A 19060-nucleotide genomic window follows, 5' to 3' on the forward strand; every position below is an offset into this window, starting at 1 on the left:
CCGAAAGTGCTGCGCTCGACGGATGCCGAGCCGCTCAACGTATTGTTATGGTGCACAGCGCCCCCATCACGCCTCACTGCAAACTCGTTCAAACATCAGCGGAGTACTGACGCCACGATAATCAACCTGACGCCAACCGCGACCTGCTCTGCCAGCGACCTCAAGGCATCGAGAAACGACATCAGAACGCCATTAATCGTGCCCCGTGAAAGTACGCACGCCAACCCCGCCCAAACTTTGCATGTCAAAATTATGCAGGCCACCAAGCACGGGACAAATGCAGGTAACATGCGCGGCTTTGTTCCCAGACGGCCTGACCATGCCCGCGACATCACGCTTTCCTTTTTTTGCTTATTTATTCGCCTGCCTGCTGGGGCTTTTTGCCCTCGGCGGTTTCTGGTATGGCCTCGGCAAACCGGTGATCCTGCCGGACGTGACCAGCGCAACGCACAAGCTGCAATGCGCCTCCTACACCCCGTTCGACAAAGACCAATCGCCGTTCGATGTACCGTTCAAACTGCGCCCCGAGCGCATGGACGCCGACCTCGCGCTACTGGCAACCCGTTTTGAATGCATCCGTACCTATTCCATGACCGGCCTCGAGGCTATACCCGATCTGGCGCGCAAGCATGGCTTGAAGCTGATGATCGGCGCCTGGGTCAACAGCAACCCGGTGGACACTGCCAAGGAAGTCGACCTGCTGATCGCCTCGGCCAATGCCAACGCCGATGTGGTGACTGCGGTGATCGTAGGCAACGAAACCCTGCTGCGCAAGGAAGTGACCGGCGCACAGTTGGCGACGCTGATTAACAAAGTCAAAAGTCAGGTCAAACAACCGGTGACCTACGCCGACGTCTGGGAGTTCTGGCTCAAGCACCCGGAAATCGCCCCCGCGGTGGACTTCCTGACCATCCATTTGCTGCCGTACTGGGAAGACGATCCGTCGAACATCGACGCCGCGCTGCAGCATGTGGCCGAAGTGCGCCAGGTGTTCGGCAACAAGTTCGCGCCCAAGGACGTGATGATTGGTGAAACCGGCTGGCCAAGCGAAGGCCGTCAGCGTGAAACCGCCTTGCCGAGCAGGGTCAATGAAGCCAAGTTCATTCGCAGCTTTGTGATCATGGCCGAGCAGCAAGGCTGGCATTACAACCTGATCGAGGCATTCGACCAGCCTTGGAAACGCGCCAGCGAAGGTGCGGTCGGGGGTTATTGGGGACTGTTCGACGCCGATCGCCAGGATAAGGGCGTACTCGCCGGGCCGGTCTCGAACGTGCCGTACTGGTCGCAATGGCTGATGGTGGGTGGCTTGATCTTCATCGGCACGCTGATCCTCGGCGGTCGCGTTCGCAGCACCCGCGCGGCGCTGGTTCTGCCACTGCTCGGTGCAGTGGCGGCCTGTTCGATTGGCGCTTGGGGCGACCTGGCCCGTGTCACCACCCGGTTTGCCAGTGAATGGCTGTGGGTCGCCTTGCTGACGGGGTTGAATGTGTTGGTGCTGGCGCATGCCGCGCTGACCTTGAGCGCTCGGACCGGCTGGCGTGAACGCGCCTTCGATGCACTGGAACGTCGTGCCGGCTGGTGGCTGGCAGCGGCAGGTTTTGCCGCGGCGGTGATGATGCTGGAGTTGGTGTTCGACCCGCGTTATCGCAGCTTCCCGAGTGTCGCATTCATCCTGCCGGCGCTGGTGTACCTGTGCCGGCCGGTCAGCGTGCCGCGTCGGGAAATCGCCCTGCTGACCTTCATCATCGGCGCCGGCATTGCGCCACAGCTGTATCAAGAAGGTTTGCAGAACCAGCAGGCCTGGGGTTGGGCGCTGGTGAGTGTGTTGATGGTGGCGGCGTTGTGGCGCAGCTTGCGGGTTCGCAAGGGGTGATCTTCAGCGCGGCTACCGGCCTCATCGCGGGCAAGCCCGCTCCCACAGGGTTTACGCAATCCTTGTGGGAGCGGGCTTGCCCGCGATGACGGATTATCAAACGCTACGAGAAGCCCGAACCAGACGCAAAGCAGCAATCACCACCGCAAACACCGCTAACGTGGTGTTGTACAACGCCAGCGCCGGAAATCCGAATACCAGCGCCAGCACCGCCAACCACCACCCCGCTCGCCCCGGCAGCACAAAACCGAGCACCGCAGCGGCCACTGCTGCCCAGCCCAGCACCTTGAAATGAATCATCAAACCCAGATTCGACCGAATCTGGCATTCCCAGCGACTGGCCTCATCAACGCAAACGCCAACCCATTGAGCATCCTCCATGAAGCCATAACGCGCGCCATAACTGGCGGCCAGCCATAACGGCAGAAGAACGAGCAACAGGATCACGGGCAGACGGCGGGACATGAAGCACTCCAATAAACGAAATCGGCGGCCAGCTTAATCCCCCGACCGCGGTAAGCAAGTGACATCAACAGATAACTGTTCATGAAATAGCTGCAAAGTGTATCGTCCTGCTACCGTTGCTCCGAAATCAGGCCGGTTTGGTACCGATCATGGCACTTTGGCGCAAATCCGATGGTCATAGCCTGCGAACTTCATCCGGCACCTTCCTCTAAGGGATCTAGTCATGCTCCGCTCCTTGCGCTGCGCCGCCCTGTTTGGCGGCTTGTTTTTAAGTGCGTCCGCACTGGCGGCCGACATTGATGCCGCCAGTTACGGCTACCCCCTGACCAACCCGTTCGAGGCGACTATCGCCACGACACCGCCGGAGTTACGCCCGGAATTGCCGCACGATGACGACATCAATCAGTCGGACCGCAGTGTCACGATGCGCCCCGAGCGTGAGTTCAACCTGCCGGACAACTTCTGGCCGGTAAAGCAACTCACCTATCGCATCGCCACGCAAGATCAAGCCGCACCGTTGATCTTCCTGATCTCCGGCACCGGTGCACGCTACGACAGCACCCTCAATGAGTACCTGAAAAAGCTCTACTACAAGGCCGGCTATCACGTGGTGCAACTGTCGTCGCCCACCAGCTACGATTTCATGAGCGCGGCCTCGCGCTTCGCCACCCCAGGCATAACCAAGGAAGATGCCGAAGACATGTACCGGGTGATGCAGGCTGTGCGGGCGCAGAACCCGAAATTACCGGTCACCGACTATTACCTGAGCGGCTACAGCCTCGGCGCCCTGGATGCGGCCTTTGTGGCGCACCTGGATGAAACCCGTCGCAGCTTCAATTTCAAGAAAGTCTTGCTGCTCAACCCGCCGGTCAACCTTTACACCTCGATCACCAACCTGGACAAGCTGGTACAAACAGAGGTGAAAGGCATCAACAACAGCACCACCTTCTATGAGCTGGTGCTGGACAAACTGACCCGCTACTTCCAGCAAAAGGGTTACATCGACCTCAACGATGCCCTGCTCTACGACTTCCAGCAGTCCAAGCAACACCTGACCAACGAGCAGATGGCCATGCTGATTGGCACTTCGTTCCGTTTCTCGGCGGCTGACATTGCCTTCACCTCGGACCTGATCAACCGTCGCGGCCTGATCACGCCACCGAAATACCCGATCACCGAAGGCACCACCCTCACACCATTCCTCAAACGCGCGCTGCAGTGCGATTTCGACTGCTACATCACCGAGCAAGTCATTCCGATGTGGCGCGCCCGCACCGACGGCGGCAGCCTGCTGCAATTGATCGATCAGGTCAGCCTGTATGCGCTCAAGGATTATCTGCACGGCAGCCCGAAAATCGCCGTCATGCACAACGCTGACGACGTGATCCTCGGCCCTGGCGACCTGGGGTTTCTGCGCCGGACCTTCGGCGACCGTTTGACTGTTTATCCATTGGGCGGCCATTGCGGCAACCTCAACTATCGCGTCAACAGCGACGCCATGCTGGAGTTTTTCCGTGGCTAAATACCCCCTGCTGATCGCATCGTTACTCTGTGCAGGCGTCGCCAACGCCGACAACAGCAAAGCCAATGCACCTGTGGTGGTCGATAGTGACGGCTTCAAGGAACCGCTGAGCAAACTCAAATTCAACCCGGGGCTGGATCAGCGCGAGTTCGAACGCTCGACGCTCAACGCGCTGAACGTCTACGACCCGCTGGAAGAGTGGAACCGCCGCGTCTACCACTTCAACTACCGTTTCGACCAATGGGTGTTCCTGCCCGTGGTCAACGGCTATCGCTACATCACCCCAAGTTTCCTGCGCACTGGCGTCAGCAACTTCTTCAACAACGTCGGCGATATTCCGAACCTGGTGAACAGCCTGCTGCAATTCAAGGGGCAGCGTTCGATGGAAACCACCGCGCGCCTGCTGCTCAACACCACCATCGGTGTCGCCGGCCTGTGGGATCCGGCCACCTCCATGGGGCTGCCGCGCCAGAGCGAAGACTTCGGCCAGACGCTAGGCTTCTACGGCGTACCGGGCGGCGCCTACTTCGTGCTGCCGATCCTCGGCCCGTCAAACCTGCGTGACACTGCAGGCCTGGTGGTGGATTACACCGGCGAATCGGCGATCAACTTCCTGAACGTGGCCGAAGTCAGCTCCAACCATCCGGAAGTCTGGGCCCTGCGCGCCGTCGACAAGCGCTATCAGAACAGCTTCCGCTATGGTCAGCTGAATACGCCGTTCGAGTATGAAAAAGTGCGTTACGTGTACACCGAGTCGCGCAAGCTGCAGGTTGCCGAGTAATTCTATCGGCAACAAAAAAGGCCATTCGATTTGCGTCGAATGGCCTTTTTTATGTGCGGTGTCTCAAACACCACCGCTCCCACACTCGATCGTATTGCCAGGCTTCAGCCTTTAACTGCTTTCCAGATTTTGCTCACGAACATCACCCCAACCAACACCGCCGCACCCGCCACAATCCCGGCCACCGCATTCAGCAATGTCGGCACGATAAACCCGGCTCCACCAGCACCTGCGCTGACACCCTCGATCCAGTGATGAACCACCGGCACGCCGTGGGTCAGAATCCCGCCGCCGACCAAAAACATCGCCGCGGTACCGATCACCGACAGGCTTTTCATCATGTACGGCGCTGCACGCAGAATCCCGCCGCCGATGCTTTTAGCCATTTGCCCAGGCTTCTGGGTCAGCCATAGACCGAGGTCATCGAGTTTGACGATGCCGGCCACCAGGCCATAGACGCCGATGGTCATGACGATGGCGATGCCCGAGAGCACGATCACTTGCTGGGTCAGCGAAGCGGCAGCCACGGTACCCAAGGTGATGGCGATGATTTCCGCCGAGAGAATGAAGTCGGTACGGATCGCCCCCTTGATCTTGTCCTTTTCGAACGCCACCAGATCGACCGCCGGGTTGGCCACAGCCTCGACCAGCTCTGCGTGTTCGGCCTGATCTTCAGCTTTGCTGTGGAGGAATTTGTGGGCGAGTTTTTCGAAACCTTCGAAGCACAGGTAAGCGCCACCGACCATCAACAATGGTGTGACCAGCCACGGAATGAACGCGCTGATGGCCAAGGCCGATGGCACCAGGATCAGCTTGTTGAGGAACGAGCCCTTGGCCACCGCCCACACCACCGGGATTTCCCGCTCGGCACGCACGCCGGAAACCTGCTGGGCATTGAGCGCCAGATCATCGCCAAGCACGCCGGCGGTCTTCTTCGCGGCCATTTTGGTCATCAACGCCACATCATCCAGTACGGTGGCGATGTCGTCGATCAGCACCAGCAAACTGCTTCCTGCCATGAATCAGGTTTCCTTCTTGAATGAATGCTGCGCAGCATAGCGCGACCGAGGGCACACGGGGGCATTCTTGAGCGCCGCGCGAGGCCGGTGCTACCATGCGCAACCGCCAGAACAGGCAAGGAACTCCTTGGTTTATGAGCACTATCCGCGAGCGCAACAAAGAACTGATCCTGCGTGCCGCCAGCGAAGAATTTGCCGACAAGGGCTTCGCTGCGACCAAAACCAGTGACATCGCGGCCAAGGCCGGGCTACCCAAGCCTAACGTCTACTACTACTTCAAATCCAAGGAAAACCTCTACCGCGAGGTCCTGGAAAGCATCATCGAGCCCATCCTGCAGGCCTCGACGCCGTTCAACGCCGATGGCGTGCCCAGCGAAGTGCTGAGCGGCTACATTCGCTCTAAAATCCGCATCTCCCGTGACCTGCCCTTCGCCTCCAAGGTGTTCGCCAGCGAAATCATGCACGGCGCCCCGCACCTGAGCCCCGACCTGGTCGAGCAACTCAACGGCCAGGCCAGGCACAACATCGACTGCATCCAGACCTGGATCGACCGCGGCCAGATCGCCCCGATCGACCCCAACCACCTGATGTTCAGCATCTGGGCCGCGACCCAGACCTACGCCGACTTCGACTGGCAAATTTCTGCGGTGACCGGTAAGGCCAAGCTGGATGAGGCCGACTATGAGGCGGCGGCGCAGACGATTATCCGGTTGGTGCTTAAGGGGTGTGAGGTGGACTGAACGACCGAGTGAACCCCAATCGCGGGCAAGCCCGCTCCCACAAGGATCGAGGGTGTTCACACATTTTGTATTCACCAGCAGGAACCTGTGGGAGCGGGCTTGCCCGCGATGGGCATAGGTATCTACACATCTCTAAAGTCTTCGGCTGGCCACCCAGCCGATGGCCTCTTTAGCAAAACCCGCCAGTTCCTGGGGCGTGTATTGCTCCAATGTCTCGCACATGGCCAAAAGCATGTATAAACCGGCCAGCAGCGCGGAAGCCGTCACCGGCTGCGAGCGCTTCATCTGTCGACCAGACAGACGGACCAAAAAATCCCGTGTTTGCTCAGCAAACTCCCCCTTAGCCCGCATCAGACGCCAACTGACAGCACATGCCTGACTGGCGATCAACAGCCGTTTGAACACCGCTTCACCGCTCTCTTGCTGCCAGTTTTCCAGCTGATGCCCACCCCCTTTAAGCAGTTTGAAGTAGGACTCGATACGCCAGCGCCAGTAATACCAGAGCGCCAATCGTTCATCTGCGACCTCTTGCTCAAGGTTGCTCAGCAAATACCATTCGGCCAGCAGGTGACCATCGGCTCCCAGTATTCGGCTCACGACGAGCCGGGCCGGCAACGGCTCACCAGACTTGCGCAGCGTCTTGCGGTCGGCCCTGTCTTTGGTGAAAGGCTGGGCTTGGCGAGTCAGCACGACGGCGGTTTCTCCCACCCATTGAATGGCCGGTTTTCCTTTGTAGTCCACCTTGCGAGTTTTGCGGTAGGTCATCTCGCGAGCAATTTGACTCAGGGCCCTCGATTGACCTGCATGACTGGCCGTGGAACCGGCCTTGACTCGCACCAGCCATTGCCGACCTTCGGCTGCCATTGCCTCAGGTGAGCGACCGAATCAGCCTCTCGATCCACGATATGGACAAGCGGCTTGGCAAAATTCTGCTGTTCCAGCCAAGTGATACGTTGTGTCAGTTCATGCAGATGCTTCTCAGGGGCCAGCACTTCTTCGGCTCGCGTGCTGAGCACGCCGTCCCTGGTCGCGCTAGATTCTGAGCAGGAGTACAGATCGGTGCACCGTCACGATCCGTGACGAGCAGGCTGCTTTGCAGCTCGTAACCGATGTCGCCCCGGTGGGTCATTTGCAGGCGATCAGCCTTGCTGTGGTGGTGCATGTAATTGAGCCGAGACCAATCATGCATGACCAGCGCGTAATCATCGCAGTCATCTCGACAACCCTCGTGGGCTAACGCCAGCAGCGGTTTAACCAGGTCAACGGGCCGAACCCGGTCATTGCTCAAAAATCGCCAAAGGGCTTGCGTCTGTGCAAAAGCCTTGTCGCTTCGCGGCAAGGCTTTCATCCCGGCGGCCAGCGCCGGTAGTCCATTACTGTGTCCCATGACTAACTCGTCGTATCGTTTTGTCAGTCGGGCATCTAGCCCGGTCATTTGATATCCATGCCGTCCCTTTATAGACCAGGATCGGGAGATGTGTAGATACCTATGCCGCGATTGGGGCGACTCGATCTGAAGTCTTAAAGCCAAATAGCATCCCACAAGGGATAGTCGCCAAGCCGCTCTACAAGCCCTGCCCGCAATGGATTCGCCACTACATACCGTGCGATCTTCACCAAGTCTTCTTCTCGCCTCAATGCCCGGTCGTGATAGCCCTGCTGCCAAAGTGGTCCATTCCTGTTACTGGAAAGATTCACCTCCCGCGTAATCAGTGACTTGGTTTGACGCATCAGATTACTGAGCGAACAGTTCTCCAACTCGACAAGCCAATGGAAGTGATCAGGCATAACGACCCATGCCAGTGAATTCACTAAGCCTGTGTTTTGTGCTTGGCGAAATTGATGAACAACCAATCTGCCCAATGCGAAATCCGCAAAAACCGGCTTGCGATCAAGTGTATTGGTAGTCAGTAAATAGATTCGATTGGGTTCGGCATAGCGCCCCGTTCGTAGGCGATGTGAAGCAGGAAGATCAGGCAATCCGTTGCCCCTTCATGATGGATTCATCAGAAGACTAGACCTGAGCAGCCCATAGACCGCGACAATCCGTTATCTGGATGTGTCCATGAAGCCGCCATCGCGGGCAAGCCCGCTCCCACAAGGATCGAAGGTGCTCACAGATTTTGTGTCCACCTACAAGGATCGAAGGTGTTCACAGATTTTGTGTTCACCTACAAGGATCGAGGGTGTTCCCACATTTTGTGTTCACCGCTGAACCTGTGGGAGCGGGCTTGCCCGCGATGACATTCGATCAGACGCTGAAAATCAACCAACCACCCCCGCATCCGCCCTCAACCCCTGCCCCTCAATCGCCCTGATCGCACACTGTTCATCGACATCAGACAAATCGCCGCTGATACCCACCGCTCCCAGCACAGTCCCGTCCTGATCCCGAACCAACACGCCGCCCGGCACCGGCACGACGCTGCCCTGCCCCAGGCTGTTCAGCGCGGCGAAGAAGGCCGGGCGTTGTTGGGCGTCTTGTGCCAGCAGGCGTGAGCCCTTGCCCAAGGCGATGGCGCCCCAAGCTTTGCCGATGGCGATCTGCGGGCGCAGCAGGCTGGCGCCGTCTTCGCGTTGCAGCGTTATCAAGTGCCCGCCGGCGTCCAGCACGGCAACGGTCAAGGGCGCGGCGGAGATTTCCCGGCCTGTGGAGATGGCCTGATTGGCCAGGTTGACTGCGACGTTCAAGGTTAAAGCGCTCATGGTGCCGTCCTCATCTTGTTATAGGGAAAGCCGTTGGATTGCTTTCTGTTGCGCAATCCGATGCAACAAATAGAACACAATGAATTATTTTTTTGTATACAATAATTTTCGAAAAGCGCCACATGCGACGAAAAGCCACAGTCCTTCGGGCTTCCGACGAATGAAACAGCTGCTTGAGAAAATGGATTGACCTGCGCCGTCCGCCGTGAATACACTCTGCGCAAAGCCACTTGTATACAATTACAAAACGTAAGAGGCACAAAACCATGAGCAAAATGAGAGCAATCGAAGCCGCCGTTCTGGTGATGCGCCGTGAAGGGGTTGATACCGCTTTTGGCATCCCCGGCGCCGCGATCAACCCGCTGTACTCCGCCTTGCAGAAGGTCGGTGGCATCGATCACGTCCTCGCTCGCCACGTTGAAGGCGCCTCGCACATGGCCGAGGGCTACACCCGCACCAAGGCCGGCAACATCGGCGTATGCATCGGCACGTCCGGCCCGGCCGGCACCGACATGGTCACCGGGCTTTACAGCGCCTCGGCCGACTCGATCCCGATCCTGTGCATCACCGGTCAGGCACCGCGGGCCCGGATGCACAAGGAAGACTTCCAGGCCGTCGATATCACCAGCATAGTCAAGCCGGTCACCAAGTGGTCGACCACTGTTATGGAGCCGGGCCAAGTGCCTTACGCGTTCCAGAAAGCCTTCTATGAAATGCGCTCCGGCCGCCCAGGCCCGGTGCTGATTGACCTGCCGTTCGACGTGCAGATGGCCGAAATCGAATTCGACATCGACGCCTATGAGCCGCTGCCGCTGGCCAAGCCGACCGCTAACCGCGTGCAGATCGAGAAGGCCTTGGCCATGCTTGATCAGGCTGAGCGCCCATTGTTGGTGGCCGGTGGCGGCATTATCAATGCCGACGCCAGCGAGTTGCTGGTGGAGTTCGCCGAGCTGACCGGCATTCCAGTGGTCCCGACCCTGATGGGCTGGGGCACCATCCCGGACGATCACCCGCTGATGGTTGGCATGGTCGGTCTGCAAACCTCGCACCGTTATGGCAATGCCACGATGTTGAAGTCGGACCTGGTGCTGGGCGTCGGTAACCGTTGGGCCAACCGTCACACCGGTTCGGTCGACGTTTACACCGAAGGCCGCAAGTTCATTCACGTCGACATCGAACCGACCCAGATCGGCCGCGTGTTCACCCCGGACCTGGGCATCGTGTCCGACGCTGCTGCCGCATTGACTGTGTTCATCGAAGTCGCTCGCGAATGGCAAGCCGCCGGCAAGCTGAAAAACCGCAGCGCCTGGCTGCAAGACTGCCAGCAACGCAAAGCCAGCCTGCAGCGCAAGACTCACTTCGACAACGTGCCGGTCAAGCCGCAACGTGTTTACGAAGAGATGAACCAGGTGTTCGGCAAGGACACCTGTTACGTCAGCACTATTGGTCTGTCGCAGATTGCCGGCGCGCAGTTCCTGCATGTCTACAAACCGCGTCACTGGATCAACTGCGGTCAGGCCGGCCCGTTGGGCTGGACCATTCCGGCAGCACTCGGCGTGGTCAAGGCTGATCCGACCCGCAAGGTGGTGGCGCTCTCGGGCGACTACGACTTCCAGTTCATGATCGAAGAACTGGCGGTGGGTGCGCAGTTCAAGCTGCCATACATCCACGTTGTGGTGAACAACTCGTACCTGGGGCTGATCCGTCAGGCTCAGCGCGGTTTCGACATGGACTACTGCGTGCAGCTGTCCTTCGACAACCTCAACGCTCCGGAACTCAACGGTTACGGTGTCGACCACGTCGCTGTCGCCGAAGGCCTGGGTTGCAAGGCGCTGCGGGTGTTCGAACCGGGTCAGATCCAGCCTGCCCTGCGCAAGGCTCAGGAACTGATCGAAGAGTTCAAGGTGCCGGTGATCGTCGAGATCATTCTGGAGCGCGTGACCAACATTTCCATGGGCACCGAGATCAACGCTGTCAACGAATTCGAAGACCTGGCGTTGGTCGGCAACGATGCGCCAACGGCGATTTCGTTGCTCGATTGATGATCGTTCCCACGCTCTGCGTGGGAATGCAGCCCGGGACGCTCCGCGTCCCAACAGCGGATGCAGAGCGTCCAATGAGGCATTCCCACGCAGAGCGTGGGAACGATAACTTTAAACGGGAGACTACCATGCCGCGTTTCGCAGCCAACCTGTCCATGCTGTTCACCGAGCAGGATTTTCTTGCCCGTTTCGACGCTGCCGCCAAGGCCGGCTTCAGTGGTGTCGAATACCTGTTCCCCTATGACTTCAGCTCTGCCGAAATCAAGGCCAGGCTCGATGCCAATGGCTTGACCCAGGTGTTGTTCAACCTGCCGGCCGGTGACTGGGCCAAGGGCGAACGCGGTATCGCGTGCCTGCCGGATCGGGTCGAAGAGTTCCGCGCCGGTGTCGACCTGGCCATTGCCTACGCCCAAGTGCTGGGCAACACCCAGGTCAACTGCCTGGCCGGTATTCGTCCACAAGGTGTCGACGATGCCACCGTGGAAAAGACCTTTGTCGCCAACCTCAAGTACGCGGCCGACAAGCTGCAAGCGGTGGGCATCAAACTGGTGATGGAAGCGATCAACACCCGCGACATCCCGGGTTTCTACCTGAACAACACGGCGCAAGCCCTGACGATTCGCGAACAGGTCGGCAGCGCCAACCTGTTCCTGCAATACGACATCTATCACATGCAAATCATGGAGGGCGACCTGGCCCGGACCATGGCTGCGCACCTGGGCGAGATCAACCACATCCAGTTGGCCGACAATCCAGGGCGCAACGAACCGGGTACGGGTGAAATCAACTACCGCTTCCTGTTCGAGCACCTGGACCGCATCGGTTATCAAGGTTGGGTTGGCTGTGAATACAAGCCGCTGACCACCACTGAAGCGGGTCTGGGCTGGTTGAAAACCCATAACGCGATTTGACACAGATCCTGAGGGAGCTGGCTTGCCTGCGATGGCATCACCGCGGTGTGTCTGACAGACCGTGTCGCCCGCATCGCAGGCAAGCCAGCTCCCACAAAAGCAGCCCCCCTATTTGCTTGAAGCAGCAATAAAAACAAGAGGATTTTCTCATGGCTAAAATCGGATTTATCGGCACCGGCATCATGGGCCACCCAATGGCGTTGAACCTGCAGAAAGCCGGTCACAGCCTGTTCCTGTCGGCGCACCACGACCCTGCGCCTGCCGACCTGGTGGCCGCTGGCGCCGTCGCGCTGGCGAACCCGAAAGAAGTGGCCCAGGAAGCCGAATTCATCATCGTCATGGTCCCGGATACTCCGCAGGTCGATGACGTGCTGTTCCGCGCCGACGGTGTTGCCGCCGGTGTGAGCAAGGGCAAAGTCGTGATCGACATGAGCTCGATCTCGCCAACCGCCACCAAAGCCTTCGCTGCCAAGATCAACGAAAAAGGCGCGCAGTACCTAGACGCGCCGGTGTCCGGCGGTGAAGTCGGCGCCAAGGCTGCGACCTTGAGCATCATGGTCGGCGGCGATGCCGATGCGTTCGAACGCGCCCTGCCGCTGTTCCAGGCCATGGGCAAGAACATCACCCTGGTCGGTGGCAACGGCGACGGGCAAACCGCGAAAGTGGCGAACCAGATCATCGTCGCCCTGAACATCCAGGCCGTGGCCGAAGCGCTGCTGTTCGCCTCGAAAAACGGTGCCGATCCGGCCAAGGTGCGTGAAGCGCTGATGGGCGGTTTCGCGTCGTCAAAGATCCTTGAAGTTCACGGCGAACGCATGATCAAGGGCACCTTCGACCCGGGCTTCCGCATCAGCCTGCACCAGAAGGACTTGAACCTGGCCCTGGCCGGCGCTCGCGAACTGGGTATCAACCTGCCGAACACCGCCAATACCCAGCAAGTGTTCAGCACCTGCGCGGCTATCGGCGGCAGCAACTGGGACCACTCGGCGCTGATCAAGGGCCTGGAACACATGGCGAATTTCTCGATTCGCGATAAGTAACACCGATCTGAAGCTGGCTCGGTTCCTGTGGGAGCTGGCTTGCCTGCGATTCAGGAGACTCGGTCTACCTGAAAGACCGCGTCGCCTGAATCGCAGGCAAGCCAGCTCCCACAGGACCGCGTCGCAATACTTGCTTTTGCTCTATCCCAATAACAAGAATTCCGGGAGCCCGCCATGTCGGTCGATCCGCAACAACTGCTGCGCGAGCTGTTTGCCACAGCCATCGACGCGGCCCATCCGCAGCACGTCCTCGAAGCCCATTTGCCCAAAGATCGCAGCGGTCGGGTGATCGTCATTGGCGCCGGTAAAGCCGCAGCGGCCATGGCCCAGGTGGTCGAGCGCTGCTGGCAGGGCGAAGTGTCCGGCCTGGTGGTGACCCGCTACGGCCACGGCGCCCCGTGCGAAAAAATCGAAGTGGTCGAAGCCGCGCACCCGGTGCCGGATGCGGCTGGTTTGGCTGTCGCGAAACGGGTGCTGGAACTGGTCAGCGACCTGAGCGAAGACGACCGCGTGATCTTCCTGCTGTCGGGCGGTGGCTCTGCCCTGCTCGCGTTACCCGCCGCAGGCATCACCCTCGCCGACAAACAGTCGATCAACAAAGCCCTGCTCAAATCCGGCGCGACCATCGGCGAGATGAATTGCGTGCGCAAGCACCTCTCGGCGATCAAGGGCGGTCGTCTGGGCAAAGCCTGCTGGCCGGCCACGGTTTACACCTATGCGATTTCCGATGTGCCGGGCGACCTCGCCACGGTCATCGCGTCCGGCCCCACCGTGGCCGACCCGAGCACCTCGGCCGAAGCGCTGGCGATCCTCAAGCGCTATGGCATCGAAGTTCCAGCCTCGGTGCGTAACTGGCTGCAAAGCCCGGAATCGGAAACGGTCAAACCCGGCGATCCGAACCTGGCCCGCAGTCATTTCCAGTTGATCGCCCGCCCACAGCAATCGCTGGAAGCGGCGGCGGTGAAAGCCCGTCAGGCCGGTTTCAGTCCATTGATTCTCGGCGATCTGGAAGGCGAATCCCGGGACGTGGCGAAAGTCCACGCCGGCATTGCGCGGCAGATCGTCCAGCACGGCCAGCCGTTGGCAATGCCGTGTGTGATTCTGTCCGGCGGCGAAACCACCGTCACCGTGCGCGGCAATGGCCGTGGCGGACGCAACGCTGAATTCCTGCTGAGCCTGACCGACAGCCTCAAAGGCCTGCCCGGCGTCTACGCGCTGGCCGGTGACACCGACGGTATTGACGGCTCCGAAGACAACGCCGGCGCCATCATGACCCCGGGCAGTTACGCTCGCGCTACCGCCCTCGGCCTGAGCGCCAGCGATGAACTGGACAACAACAATGGCTACGGCTATTTCGCCGCGCTGGATGCGCTGATCGTCACCGAGCCGACCCGCACCAACGTCAACGACTTCCGCGCCATTCTGATTCTCGAGAGCCCTAAACATGACGCCTGATAAGAAGGTCAAAATCCTCGCCACCCTTGGCCCGGCCACCAACGGAATCGACGACATCCGTGAGCTGGTGCTGGCCGGGGTCAATATCTTTCGCCTGAACTTCAGCCACGGCGATCACGCCGACCACGCCCAGCGCTATCAATGGATTCGTGAAGTCGAGCGTCAGCTGAATTACCCGCTGGGAATTCTGATGGACCTGCAAGGCCCGAAATTGCGGGTCGGCAAATTCGCTCAAGGCAAAGTGCAGCTGCATCGCGGTCAGGCCTTGCGTCTGGACCTGGACCCAACGCCGGGCGATGAGCGCCGGGTCAACTTGCCTCACCCGGAAATCATCGCAGCACTGGAGCCAGGCATGGACCTGCTGCTGGACGACGGCAAGCTGCGCCTGCGGGTGGTCACCAAGTATGCCGACGCCATCGACACCACGGTGCTCAATGGCGGCGAGCTGTCGGATCGCAAAGGCGTCAACGTGCCGCAAGCGGTGCTGGATCTGAGCCCGCTGACCGCCAAGGATCGTCGTGACTTGAGCTTCGGTCTGGAGCTGGGGGTGGATTGGGTCGCGCTGTCGTTCGTGCAACGCCCGGAGGACATCCGCGAAGCCCGCGCACTGATCGGCGACAAGGCGTATTTGATGGCGAAAATCGAGAAGCCATCGGCCGTGACTCAACTGCGGGAAATCGCCGAATTGAGCGATGCGATCATGGTCGCTCGCGGTGACCTGGGCGTGGAAGTCCCGGCCGAGAGCGTGCCGCAGATTCAGAAAAACATCATCAGCACCTGCCGCCAACTCGGCAAACCGGTGGTGGTGGCGACGCAGATGCTGGAGTCGATGCGCTTCTCCCCTGCCCCAACCCGCGCCGAAGTCACTGACGTCGCCAACGCGGTGGCCGAAGGCGCGGACGCGGTGATGCTGTCGGCGGAAACCGCATCCGGCGAGTATCCGCTGGAAGCGGTGCAGATGATGAGCAAGATCATCCGTCAGGTGGAAAACGGCCCGGACTATCAGGCCCAACTGGACGTGAGCCGACCGAAAGCCGAGGCCACGGTGTCGGACGCGATCAGCTGCGCCATCCGCCGCATCAGCAACGTGCTGCCGGTGGCGGTGCTGGTGAACTACAGCGAGTCTGGCACGTCGAGTCTGCGGGCGGCGCGGGAACGGCCCACGGTGCCGATCCTCAACCTGACGCCGAACCTGCAAACCGCGCGGCGGTTGACGGTGGCGTGGGGCGTGCATTCGGTGGTCAATGATCGACTGCGCCAGGTGGATGAAGTGTGCTCAACGGCGTTGGAGATTGCGCAAGCACAGGGGATGGCTCAGCGGGGGGATACGTTGTTGATCACGGCGGGAGTGCCGTTTGGGCAGCCTGGGTCGACCAATTCGTTGCGCATCGAGACATTAATCTAACCCCCCTCACAATGATCGTTCCCACGCTCTGCGTGGGAATGCAGCCCGGGACGCTCCGCGTCCCAAGAGCAGACGCAGAGCGTCCATTGAGGCATTCCCACGCAGAGCGTAGGAACGATCTGTACTGACTGCCCCATCATGCCTGCCAACCACTTCAACACCCACTGCCCCGACTGGGCCACTGCCCTGCTCAACGGTTTCAGCCAGATCTTTCTCCAGCGCCATCCGCTGTGCGGGCTGCTGTGTCTGTTGGCGATTCTGTTCAGCGCGCCGGCCTTGCTCGGCGGTGCGTTGCTGGGAGGTGTCGCCGGGTTGCTCACCGCGCAACGTCGCGGGCACGCCAAGGCTGATCGTCAGGCCGGGCTGTTCAGCTACAACGGTATTCTGCTCGGTCTGCTGCTGAGCCTTTATTTCCCATGGTCGGTGCTGTTGCCACCGCTGATCATTGCCGCTGGGGGCCTGAGCGCGATGCTCACTCAGCAATGGCTCAAAGGCGCCCGTGATCATCATTGTCTACCGGCTTACACCGCACCCTTCGTTGGGTTGAGTTGGTTGTTGCTCAGCTTTGCCGCCCCACAGCAACCCCTTCCTCCGATCGAACTGAATACCCTCAACCTGCTCGCCGCCGAATTGAAAGGCCTCGGGCAAGTCATGTTCCTCGGCCATCCACTGGCCGGCGCACTGATTGCCGCCGGACTACTGATCGCCGACCGCCGCGCCTTCCTGTGGGCGCTGCTCGGCTCCGCCGCCGGCCTCGGATTCGCCTTGCTGCATCACGACACCTCCAGCGCATTACAGGGTTTGAGCGGCTACAACCCGCTGCTCGCCGCCCTCGCCTTCAGCCCGCAACGCCGCCAACCGTGGTTGCCGCTACTTGGCATTCTGCTGGCTGTGTTGCTCACACCGGGGTTCGCCGCACTCGGCCTGGCCACGCTGACCGCGCCTTTCATCCTCGCCTGCTGGCTGATTCGTGCAGGCATTCGAGTGCTGCGCCAGGCCGCCATGGACAGCGCGCCTTGCACTACCGGGGAGAATCACCCTAGGCTTCGCTGATTCTCGGTTCAGGCGTTTCCCATGGACAGCAGCAAAAACTGGCGCGAAGCGCTTTACGTCATCATTTTCCAAGCGGATACCCCGGCGGGACGGCGCTTCGACAGCATCTTGCTGTTGATCATCCTCGCCAGCCTGGTGATCGTGGTTCTGGACAGTATCGACAGCGTTCACCAGAACTACGCCGATATGCTGGCGTACATCGAATGGGGCTTCACCGTCATTTTCGCCATCGAGTACGGCCTGCGTCTTTACTGCTCACCCAAGCCGCTGCGCTACGCGTTCAGCTTCTATGGGCTGGTGGATTTGCTGGCGATCGTGCCCGGTATTCTCGCGCTGTATTACAGCGATGCGCAGTACCTGCTGATTATCCGGATCATTCGGATGCTGCGGATTTTCCGCGTGCTCAAGCTCAGCCCGTATCTGAAGCAAGCCAACTATTTGATGACAGCGCTGCGCGGCAGCAAGCAGAAGATCGTGGTATTTCTGCTCAGCGTCAGCACCCTGGTAACGGTGTTCGGCACGCTGATGTACGTGATCGAAGGCCCTGAACACGGCTTCACCAGCATCCCCAAAGGCATCTATTGGGCTATCGTCACCCTGACCACCGTGGGCTTTGGCGACATCGTGCCCAAGACGCCATTGGGTCAGGTGGTTTCGTCGCTGGTAATGATCACCGGTTACTCGATCATCGCCGTGCCAACAGGGATTTTTACCGCGGAACTGGCCAACGCCATGCGCGGCGAACAACTGCAACACGATTGCCCGACCTGCAAGAAAAATAGTCACGAACACGGCGCAGCATTTTGCTCGCGTTGCGGCAATGCGCTGTTCAAGAAACTGGAATAAGCAAAGTGCTTTTTAATCTTTAAAGGACTATGCGAGCCCGGCTATAGTCGCCGGCAAATTGCCAACACTTTCCATAGAACATGTTTGATAAAATAAGGAATGCGCAGTGAAAAAACTCTTTGGCGCCTCACTTCTGGCCTCTGGCCTGGCCTTGAGCAGCGTGGTTCAGGCTGCACCAACCCTGCTTAACGTTTCCTACGACGTGATGCGAGATTTCTACAAGGACTACAACGCCGCCTTCCAGAAACACTGGCAAGCCGAGCACAACGAAAACATCACGCTGCAGATGTCCTTCGGCGGCTCCAGCAAGCAAGCGCGTTCGGTGATCGATGGCTTGCCGGCTGACGTCATCACCATGAACATGGCTACCGACATCAACGCCCTGGCGGACAACGGCAAACTGATCCCGGACAACTGGGTTACGCGCCTGCCAAACAACAGCGCGCCATTCACGTCGGCCACCGTGTTCATCGTCCGCAAAGGCAACCCGAAAGCCCTGAAAGACTGGCCTGACCTGCTCAAGGACGGCGTGCAAGTGATCGTCCCCAACCCGAAAACCTCAGGCAACGGCCGCTACACCTATCTCTCGGCCTGGGGCTATGTGCTGAAAAATGGCGGTGACGAAAGCGCGGCAAAAGCCTTCGTCGGCAAACTGTTCAAACAAGCCCCGGTGCTGGATACCGGCGGCCGTGCAGCCACTACCACGTTCATGACCAACCAGATCGGCGACGTGCTGGTGACCTTCGAAAACGAAGCGGAAATGATTGCGCGTGAGTTTGGTCGTGATCAGTTTGAAGTGATTTACCCGAGTGTTTCCGCCGAGGCCGAGCCGCCAGTGTCTGTGGTCGACAAAGTGGTCGAGAAAAAAGGCACTCGCGCTGCCGCCGAGGAATATTTGAAGTACCTGTGGTCGCCGGCAGGTCAGGAAATTGCAGCTGCCAACTACCTGCGTCCACGTGATCCGGCGGTATTGGCCAAGTACACTGACCGCTTCCCGAAAGTTGATTTCCTTTCGGTGGAGAAGACCTTTGGTGACTGGCGCACCGTGCAGAAGACCCACTTCAATGATGGTGGGGTTTTTGATCAGATTTACAGCGGTCAGTGATTCCTGACTCCAATGAAAAGGCGACCTGCAAAGGTCGCCTTTTTTGTGGGGGTTTGCGTCATACCGTTACATTGGCGGGGTTAGGCCGTCCTTGCCC

Annotated in this window: 18 protein-coding genes; 12 read left to right on the top strand and 6 right to left on the bottom strand. The window is 59.5% G+C overall.

Features of this window, described 5'->3' with window-relative positions; all coding sequences use genetic code 11:
• Positions 1-277: 277 nt before the first annotated feature.
• Positions 278-1873, top strand: a complete 1596-nt coding sequence (locus PSH88_RS21770) for a glycoside hydrolase family 17 protein (RefSeq protein WP_305483370.1) — start codon at positions 278-280, stop codon at positions 1871-1873.
• 96 nt (positions 1874-1969) lie between these two features.
• On the opposite strand, the gene PSH88_RS21775 is transcribed toward PSH88_RS21770, so the two are convergent.
• A complete protein-coding gene (locus PSH88_RS21775) occupies positions 1970-2338 on the bottom strand; it encodes a hypothetical protein (RefSeq protein WP_305422579.1) in 369 nt (122 codons plus the stop codon).
• A 223-nt stretch (positions 2339-2561) separates the two neighbouring features.
• Here PSH88_RS21775 and PSH88_RS21780 point away from each other — a divergent pair, with 223 nt between their 5' ends.
• Both PSH88_RS21780 and PSH88_RS21785 read left to right on the top strand, forming a co-directional pair.
• The gene (locus PSH88_RS21780; protein WP_305422581.1) at positions 2562-3860 is read left to right on the top strand and encodes a serine/threonine protein kinase; all 1299 of its coding nucleotides are present in this window, start codon (positions 2562-2564) and stop codon (positions 3858-3860) included.
• Positions 3853-4641, top strand: coding sequence for an MlaA family lipoprotein (locus tag PSH88_RS21785; RefSeq protein ID WP_305422582.1), 789 nt, complete (start codon positions 3853-3855; stop codon positions 4639-4641). Before PSH88_RS21780 ends, PSH88_RS21785 begins: the two co-directional genes overlap by 8 nt.
• A 104-nt stretch (positions 4642-4745) precedes the next feature.
• On the opposite strand, the gene PSH88_RS21790 is transcribed toward PSH88_RS21785, so the two are convergent.
• The gene (locus tag PSH88_RS21790; protein WP_305422583.1) at positions 4746-5660 is read right to left on the bottom strand and encodes a DUF808 domain-containing protein; all 915 of its coding nucleotides are present in this window, start codon (positions 5658-5660) and stop codon (positions 4746-4748) included.
• Positions 5661-5794: 134 nt separating this feature from the next.
• Here PSH88_RS21790 and PSH88_RS21795 point away from each other — a divergent pair, with 134 nt between their 5' ends.
• Complete coding sequence (locus PSH88_RS21795) at positions 5795-6400, top strand: TetR/AcrR family transcriptional regulator (RefSeq protein WP_305422584.1); 606 nt, start codon at positions 5795-5797, stop codon at positions 6398-6400.
• 132 nt (positions 6401-6532) lie between these two features.
• On the opposite strand, the gene PSH88_RS21800 is transcribed toward PSH88_RS21795, so the two are convergent.
• The 4 genes from PSH88_RS21800 to PSH88_RS21815 form a co-directional block, all read right to left on the bottom strand.
• Positions 6533-7264 (bottom strand): flagellar biosynthesis protein FlhF, encoded by a 732-nt coding sequence (locus tag PSH88_RS21800; RefSeq protein WP_305483371.1) that lies wholly within the window; start codon positions 7262-7264, stop codon positions 6533-6535.
• Positions 7265-7358: 94 nt separating this feature from the next.
• A complete protein-coding gene (locus PSH88_RS21805; protein WP_305483373.1) occupies positions 7359-7835 on the bottom strand; it encodes a hypothetical protein in 477 nt (158 codons plus the stop codon).
• Positions 7836-7921: 86 nt separating this feature from the next.
• The gene (locus tag PSH88_RS21810; protein ID WP_305422585.1) at positions 7922-8380 is read right to left on the bottom strand and encodes an REP-associated tyrosine transposase; all 459 of its coding nucleotides are present in this window, start codon (positions 8378-8380) and stop codon (positions 7922-7924) included.
• A gap of 285 nt (positions 8381-8665) precedes the next feature.
• Positions 8666-9106 carry a GlcG/HbpS family heme-binding protein gene (locus PSH88_RS21815; protein ID WP_305422586.1) on the bottom strand — a complete coding sequence of 147 codons (441 nt, stop codon included), beginning with the start codon at positions 9104-9106 and terminating at the stop codon, positions 8666-8668.
• Positions 9107-9372: 266 nt separating this feature from the next.
• Here PSH88_RS21815 and gcl point away from each other — a divergent pair, with 266 nt between their 5' ends.
• The 8 genes from gcl to PSH88_RS21855 all read left to right on the top strand — a co-directional run bounded on the left by gcl (position 9373) and on the right by PSH88_RS21855 (position 18963).
• Positions 9373-11148 (top strand): glyoxylate carboligase, encoded by a 1776-nt coding sequence (gcl, locus tag PSH88_RS21820; protein ID WP_305422588.1) that lies wholly within the window; start codon positions 9373-9375, stop codon positions 11146-11148.
• Between the two features lie 128 nt (positions 11149-11276).
• Positions 11277-12059 carry a hydroxypyruvate isomerase gene (hyi, locus tag PSH88_RS21825; protein WP_305422589.1) on the top strand — a complete coding sequence of 261 codons (783 nt, stop codon included), beginning with the start codon at positions 11277-11279 and terminating at the stop codon, positions 12057-12059.
• A gap of 149 nt (positions 12060-12208) precedes the next feature.
• Positions 12209-13099 carry a 2-hydroxy-3-oxopropionate reductase gene (locus PSH88_RS21830; RefSeq protein ID WP_008073038.1) on the top strand — a complete coding sequence of 297 codons (891 nt, stop codon included), beginning with the start codon at positions 12209-12211 and terminating at the stop codon, positions 13097-13099.
• A gap of 174 nt (positions 13100-13273) precedes the next feature.
• Positions 13274-14554 (top strand): glycerate kinase type-2 family protein, encoded by a 1281-nt coding sequence (locus tag PSH88_RS21835; protein ID WP_305422591.1) that lies wholly within the window; start codon positions 13274-13276, stop codon positions 14552-14554.
• Positions 14544-15959: a pyruvate kinase gene (gene pyk, locus PSH88_RS21840; RefSeq protein ID WP_305422593.1), complete on the top strand. Its 1416-nt coding sequence runs from the start codon at positions 14544-14546 to the stop codon at positions 15957-15959. The genes PSH88_RS21835 and pyk overlap by 11 nt, the downstream gene beginning before the upstream one ends.
• A gap of 138 nt (positions 15960-16097) precedes the next feature.
• On the top strand, positions 16098-17012 hold the full coding sequence (locus PSH88_RS21845; protein ID WP_305422594.1) for an urea transporter: 915 nt from the start codon (positions 16098-16100) through the stop codon (positions 17010-17012).
• Positions 17013-17033: 21 nt separating this feature from the next.
• Positions 17034-17858 carry an ion transporter gene (locus PSH88_RS21850; protein ID WP_305422596.1) on the top strand — a complete coding sequence of 275 codons (825 nt, stop codon included), beginning with the start codon at positions 17034-17036 and terminating at the stop codon, positions 17856-17858.
• Between the two features lie 106 nt (positions 17859-17964).
• Entirely contained in the window at positions 17965-18963 is a 999-nt protein-coding gene (locus PSH88_RS21855) for a sulfate ABC transporter substrate-binding protein (protein ID WP_305422597.1), read from the top strand.
• The last annotated feature ends 97 nt before the right edge of the window (positions 18964-19060 follow it).

This window comes from Pseudomonas wuhanensis (assembly GCF_030687395.1).
GTDB lineage: Bacteria > Pseudomonadota > Gammaproteobacteria > Pseudomonadales > Pseudomonadaceae > Aquipseudomonas > Aquipseudomonas wuhanensis.

Bases quoted from the DNA above. Each gene is read 5' to 3' on its own strand.
- PSH88_RS21770 (WP_305483370.1), top strand. From the start codon at position 278: ATGCAGGTAACATGCGCGGCTTTGTTCCCAGACGGCCTGACCATGCCC.
- PSH88_RS21775 (WP_305422579.1), bottom strand. From the start codon at position 2,338: ATGTCCCGCCGTCTGCCCGTGATCCTGTTGCTCGTTCTTCTGCCGTTA.
- PSH88_RS21780 (WP_305422581.1), top strand. From the start codon at position 2,562: ATGCTCCGCTCCTTGCGCTGCGCCGCCCTGTTTGGCGGCTTGTTTTTA.
- PSH88_RS21790 (WP_305422583.1), bottom strand. From the start codon at position 5,660: ATGGCAGGAAGCAGTTTGCTGGTGCTGATCGACGACATCGCCACCGTA.
- PSH88_RS21795 (WP_305422584.1), top strand. From the start codon at position 5,795: ATGAGCACTATCCGCGAGCGCAACAAAGAACTGATCCTGCGTGCCGCC.
- PSH88_RS21800 (WP_305483371.1), bottom strand. From the start codon at position 7,264: ATGGCAGCCGAAGGTCGGCAATGGCTGGTGCGAGTCAAGGCCGGTTCC.
- PSH88_RS21805 (WP_305483373.1), bottom strand. From the start codon at position 7,835: ATGACCGGGCTAGATGCCCGACTGACAAAACGATACGACGAGTTAGTC.
- PSH88_RS21815 (WP_305422586.1), bottom strand. From the start codon at position 9,106: ATGAGCGCTTTAACCTTGAACGTCGCAGTCAACCTGGCCAATCAGGCC.
- gcl (WP_305422588.1), top strand. From the start codon at position 9,373: ATGAGCAAAATGAGAGCAATCGAAGCCGCCGTTCTGGTGATGCGCCGT.
- hyi (WP_305422589.1), top strand. From the start codon at position 11,277: ATGCCGCGTTTCGCAGCCAACCTGTCCATGCTGTTCACCGAGCAGGAT.
- PSH88_RS21830 (WP_008073038.1), top strand. From the start codon at position 12,209: ATGGCTAAAATCGGATTTATCGGCACCGGCATCATGGGCCACCCAATG.
- PSH88_RS21835 (WP_305422591.1), top strand. From the start codon at position 13,274: ATGTCGGTCGATCCGCAACAACTGCTGCGCGAGCTGTTTGCCACAGCC.
- pyk (WP_305422593.1), top strand. From the start codon at position 14,544: ATGACGCCTGATAAGAAGGTCAAAATCCTCGCCACCCTTGGCCCGGCC.
- PSH88_RS21845 (WP_305422594.1), top strand. From the start codon at position 16,098: ATGCCTGCCAACCACTTCAACACCCACTGCCCCGACTGGGCCACTGCC.
- PSH88_RS21850 (WP_305422596.1), top strand. From the start codon at position 17,034: ATGGACAGCAGCAAAAACTGGCGCGAAGCGCTTTACGTCATCATTTTC.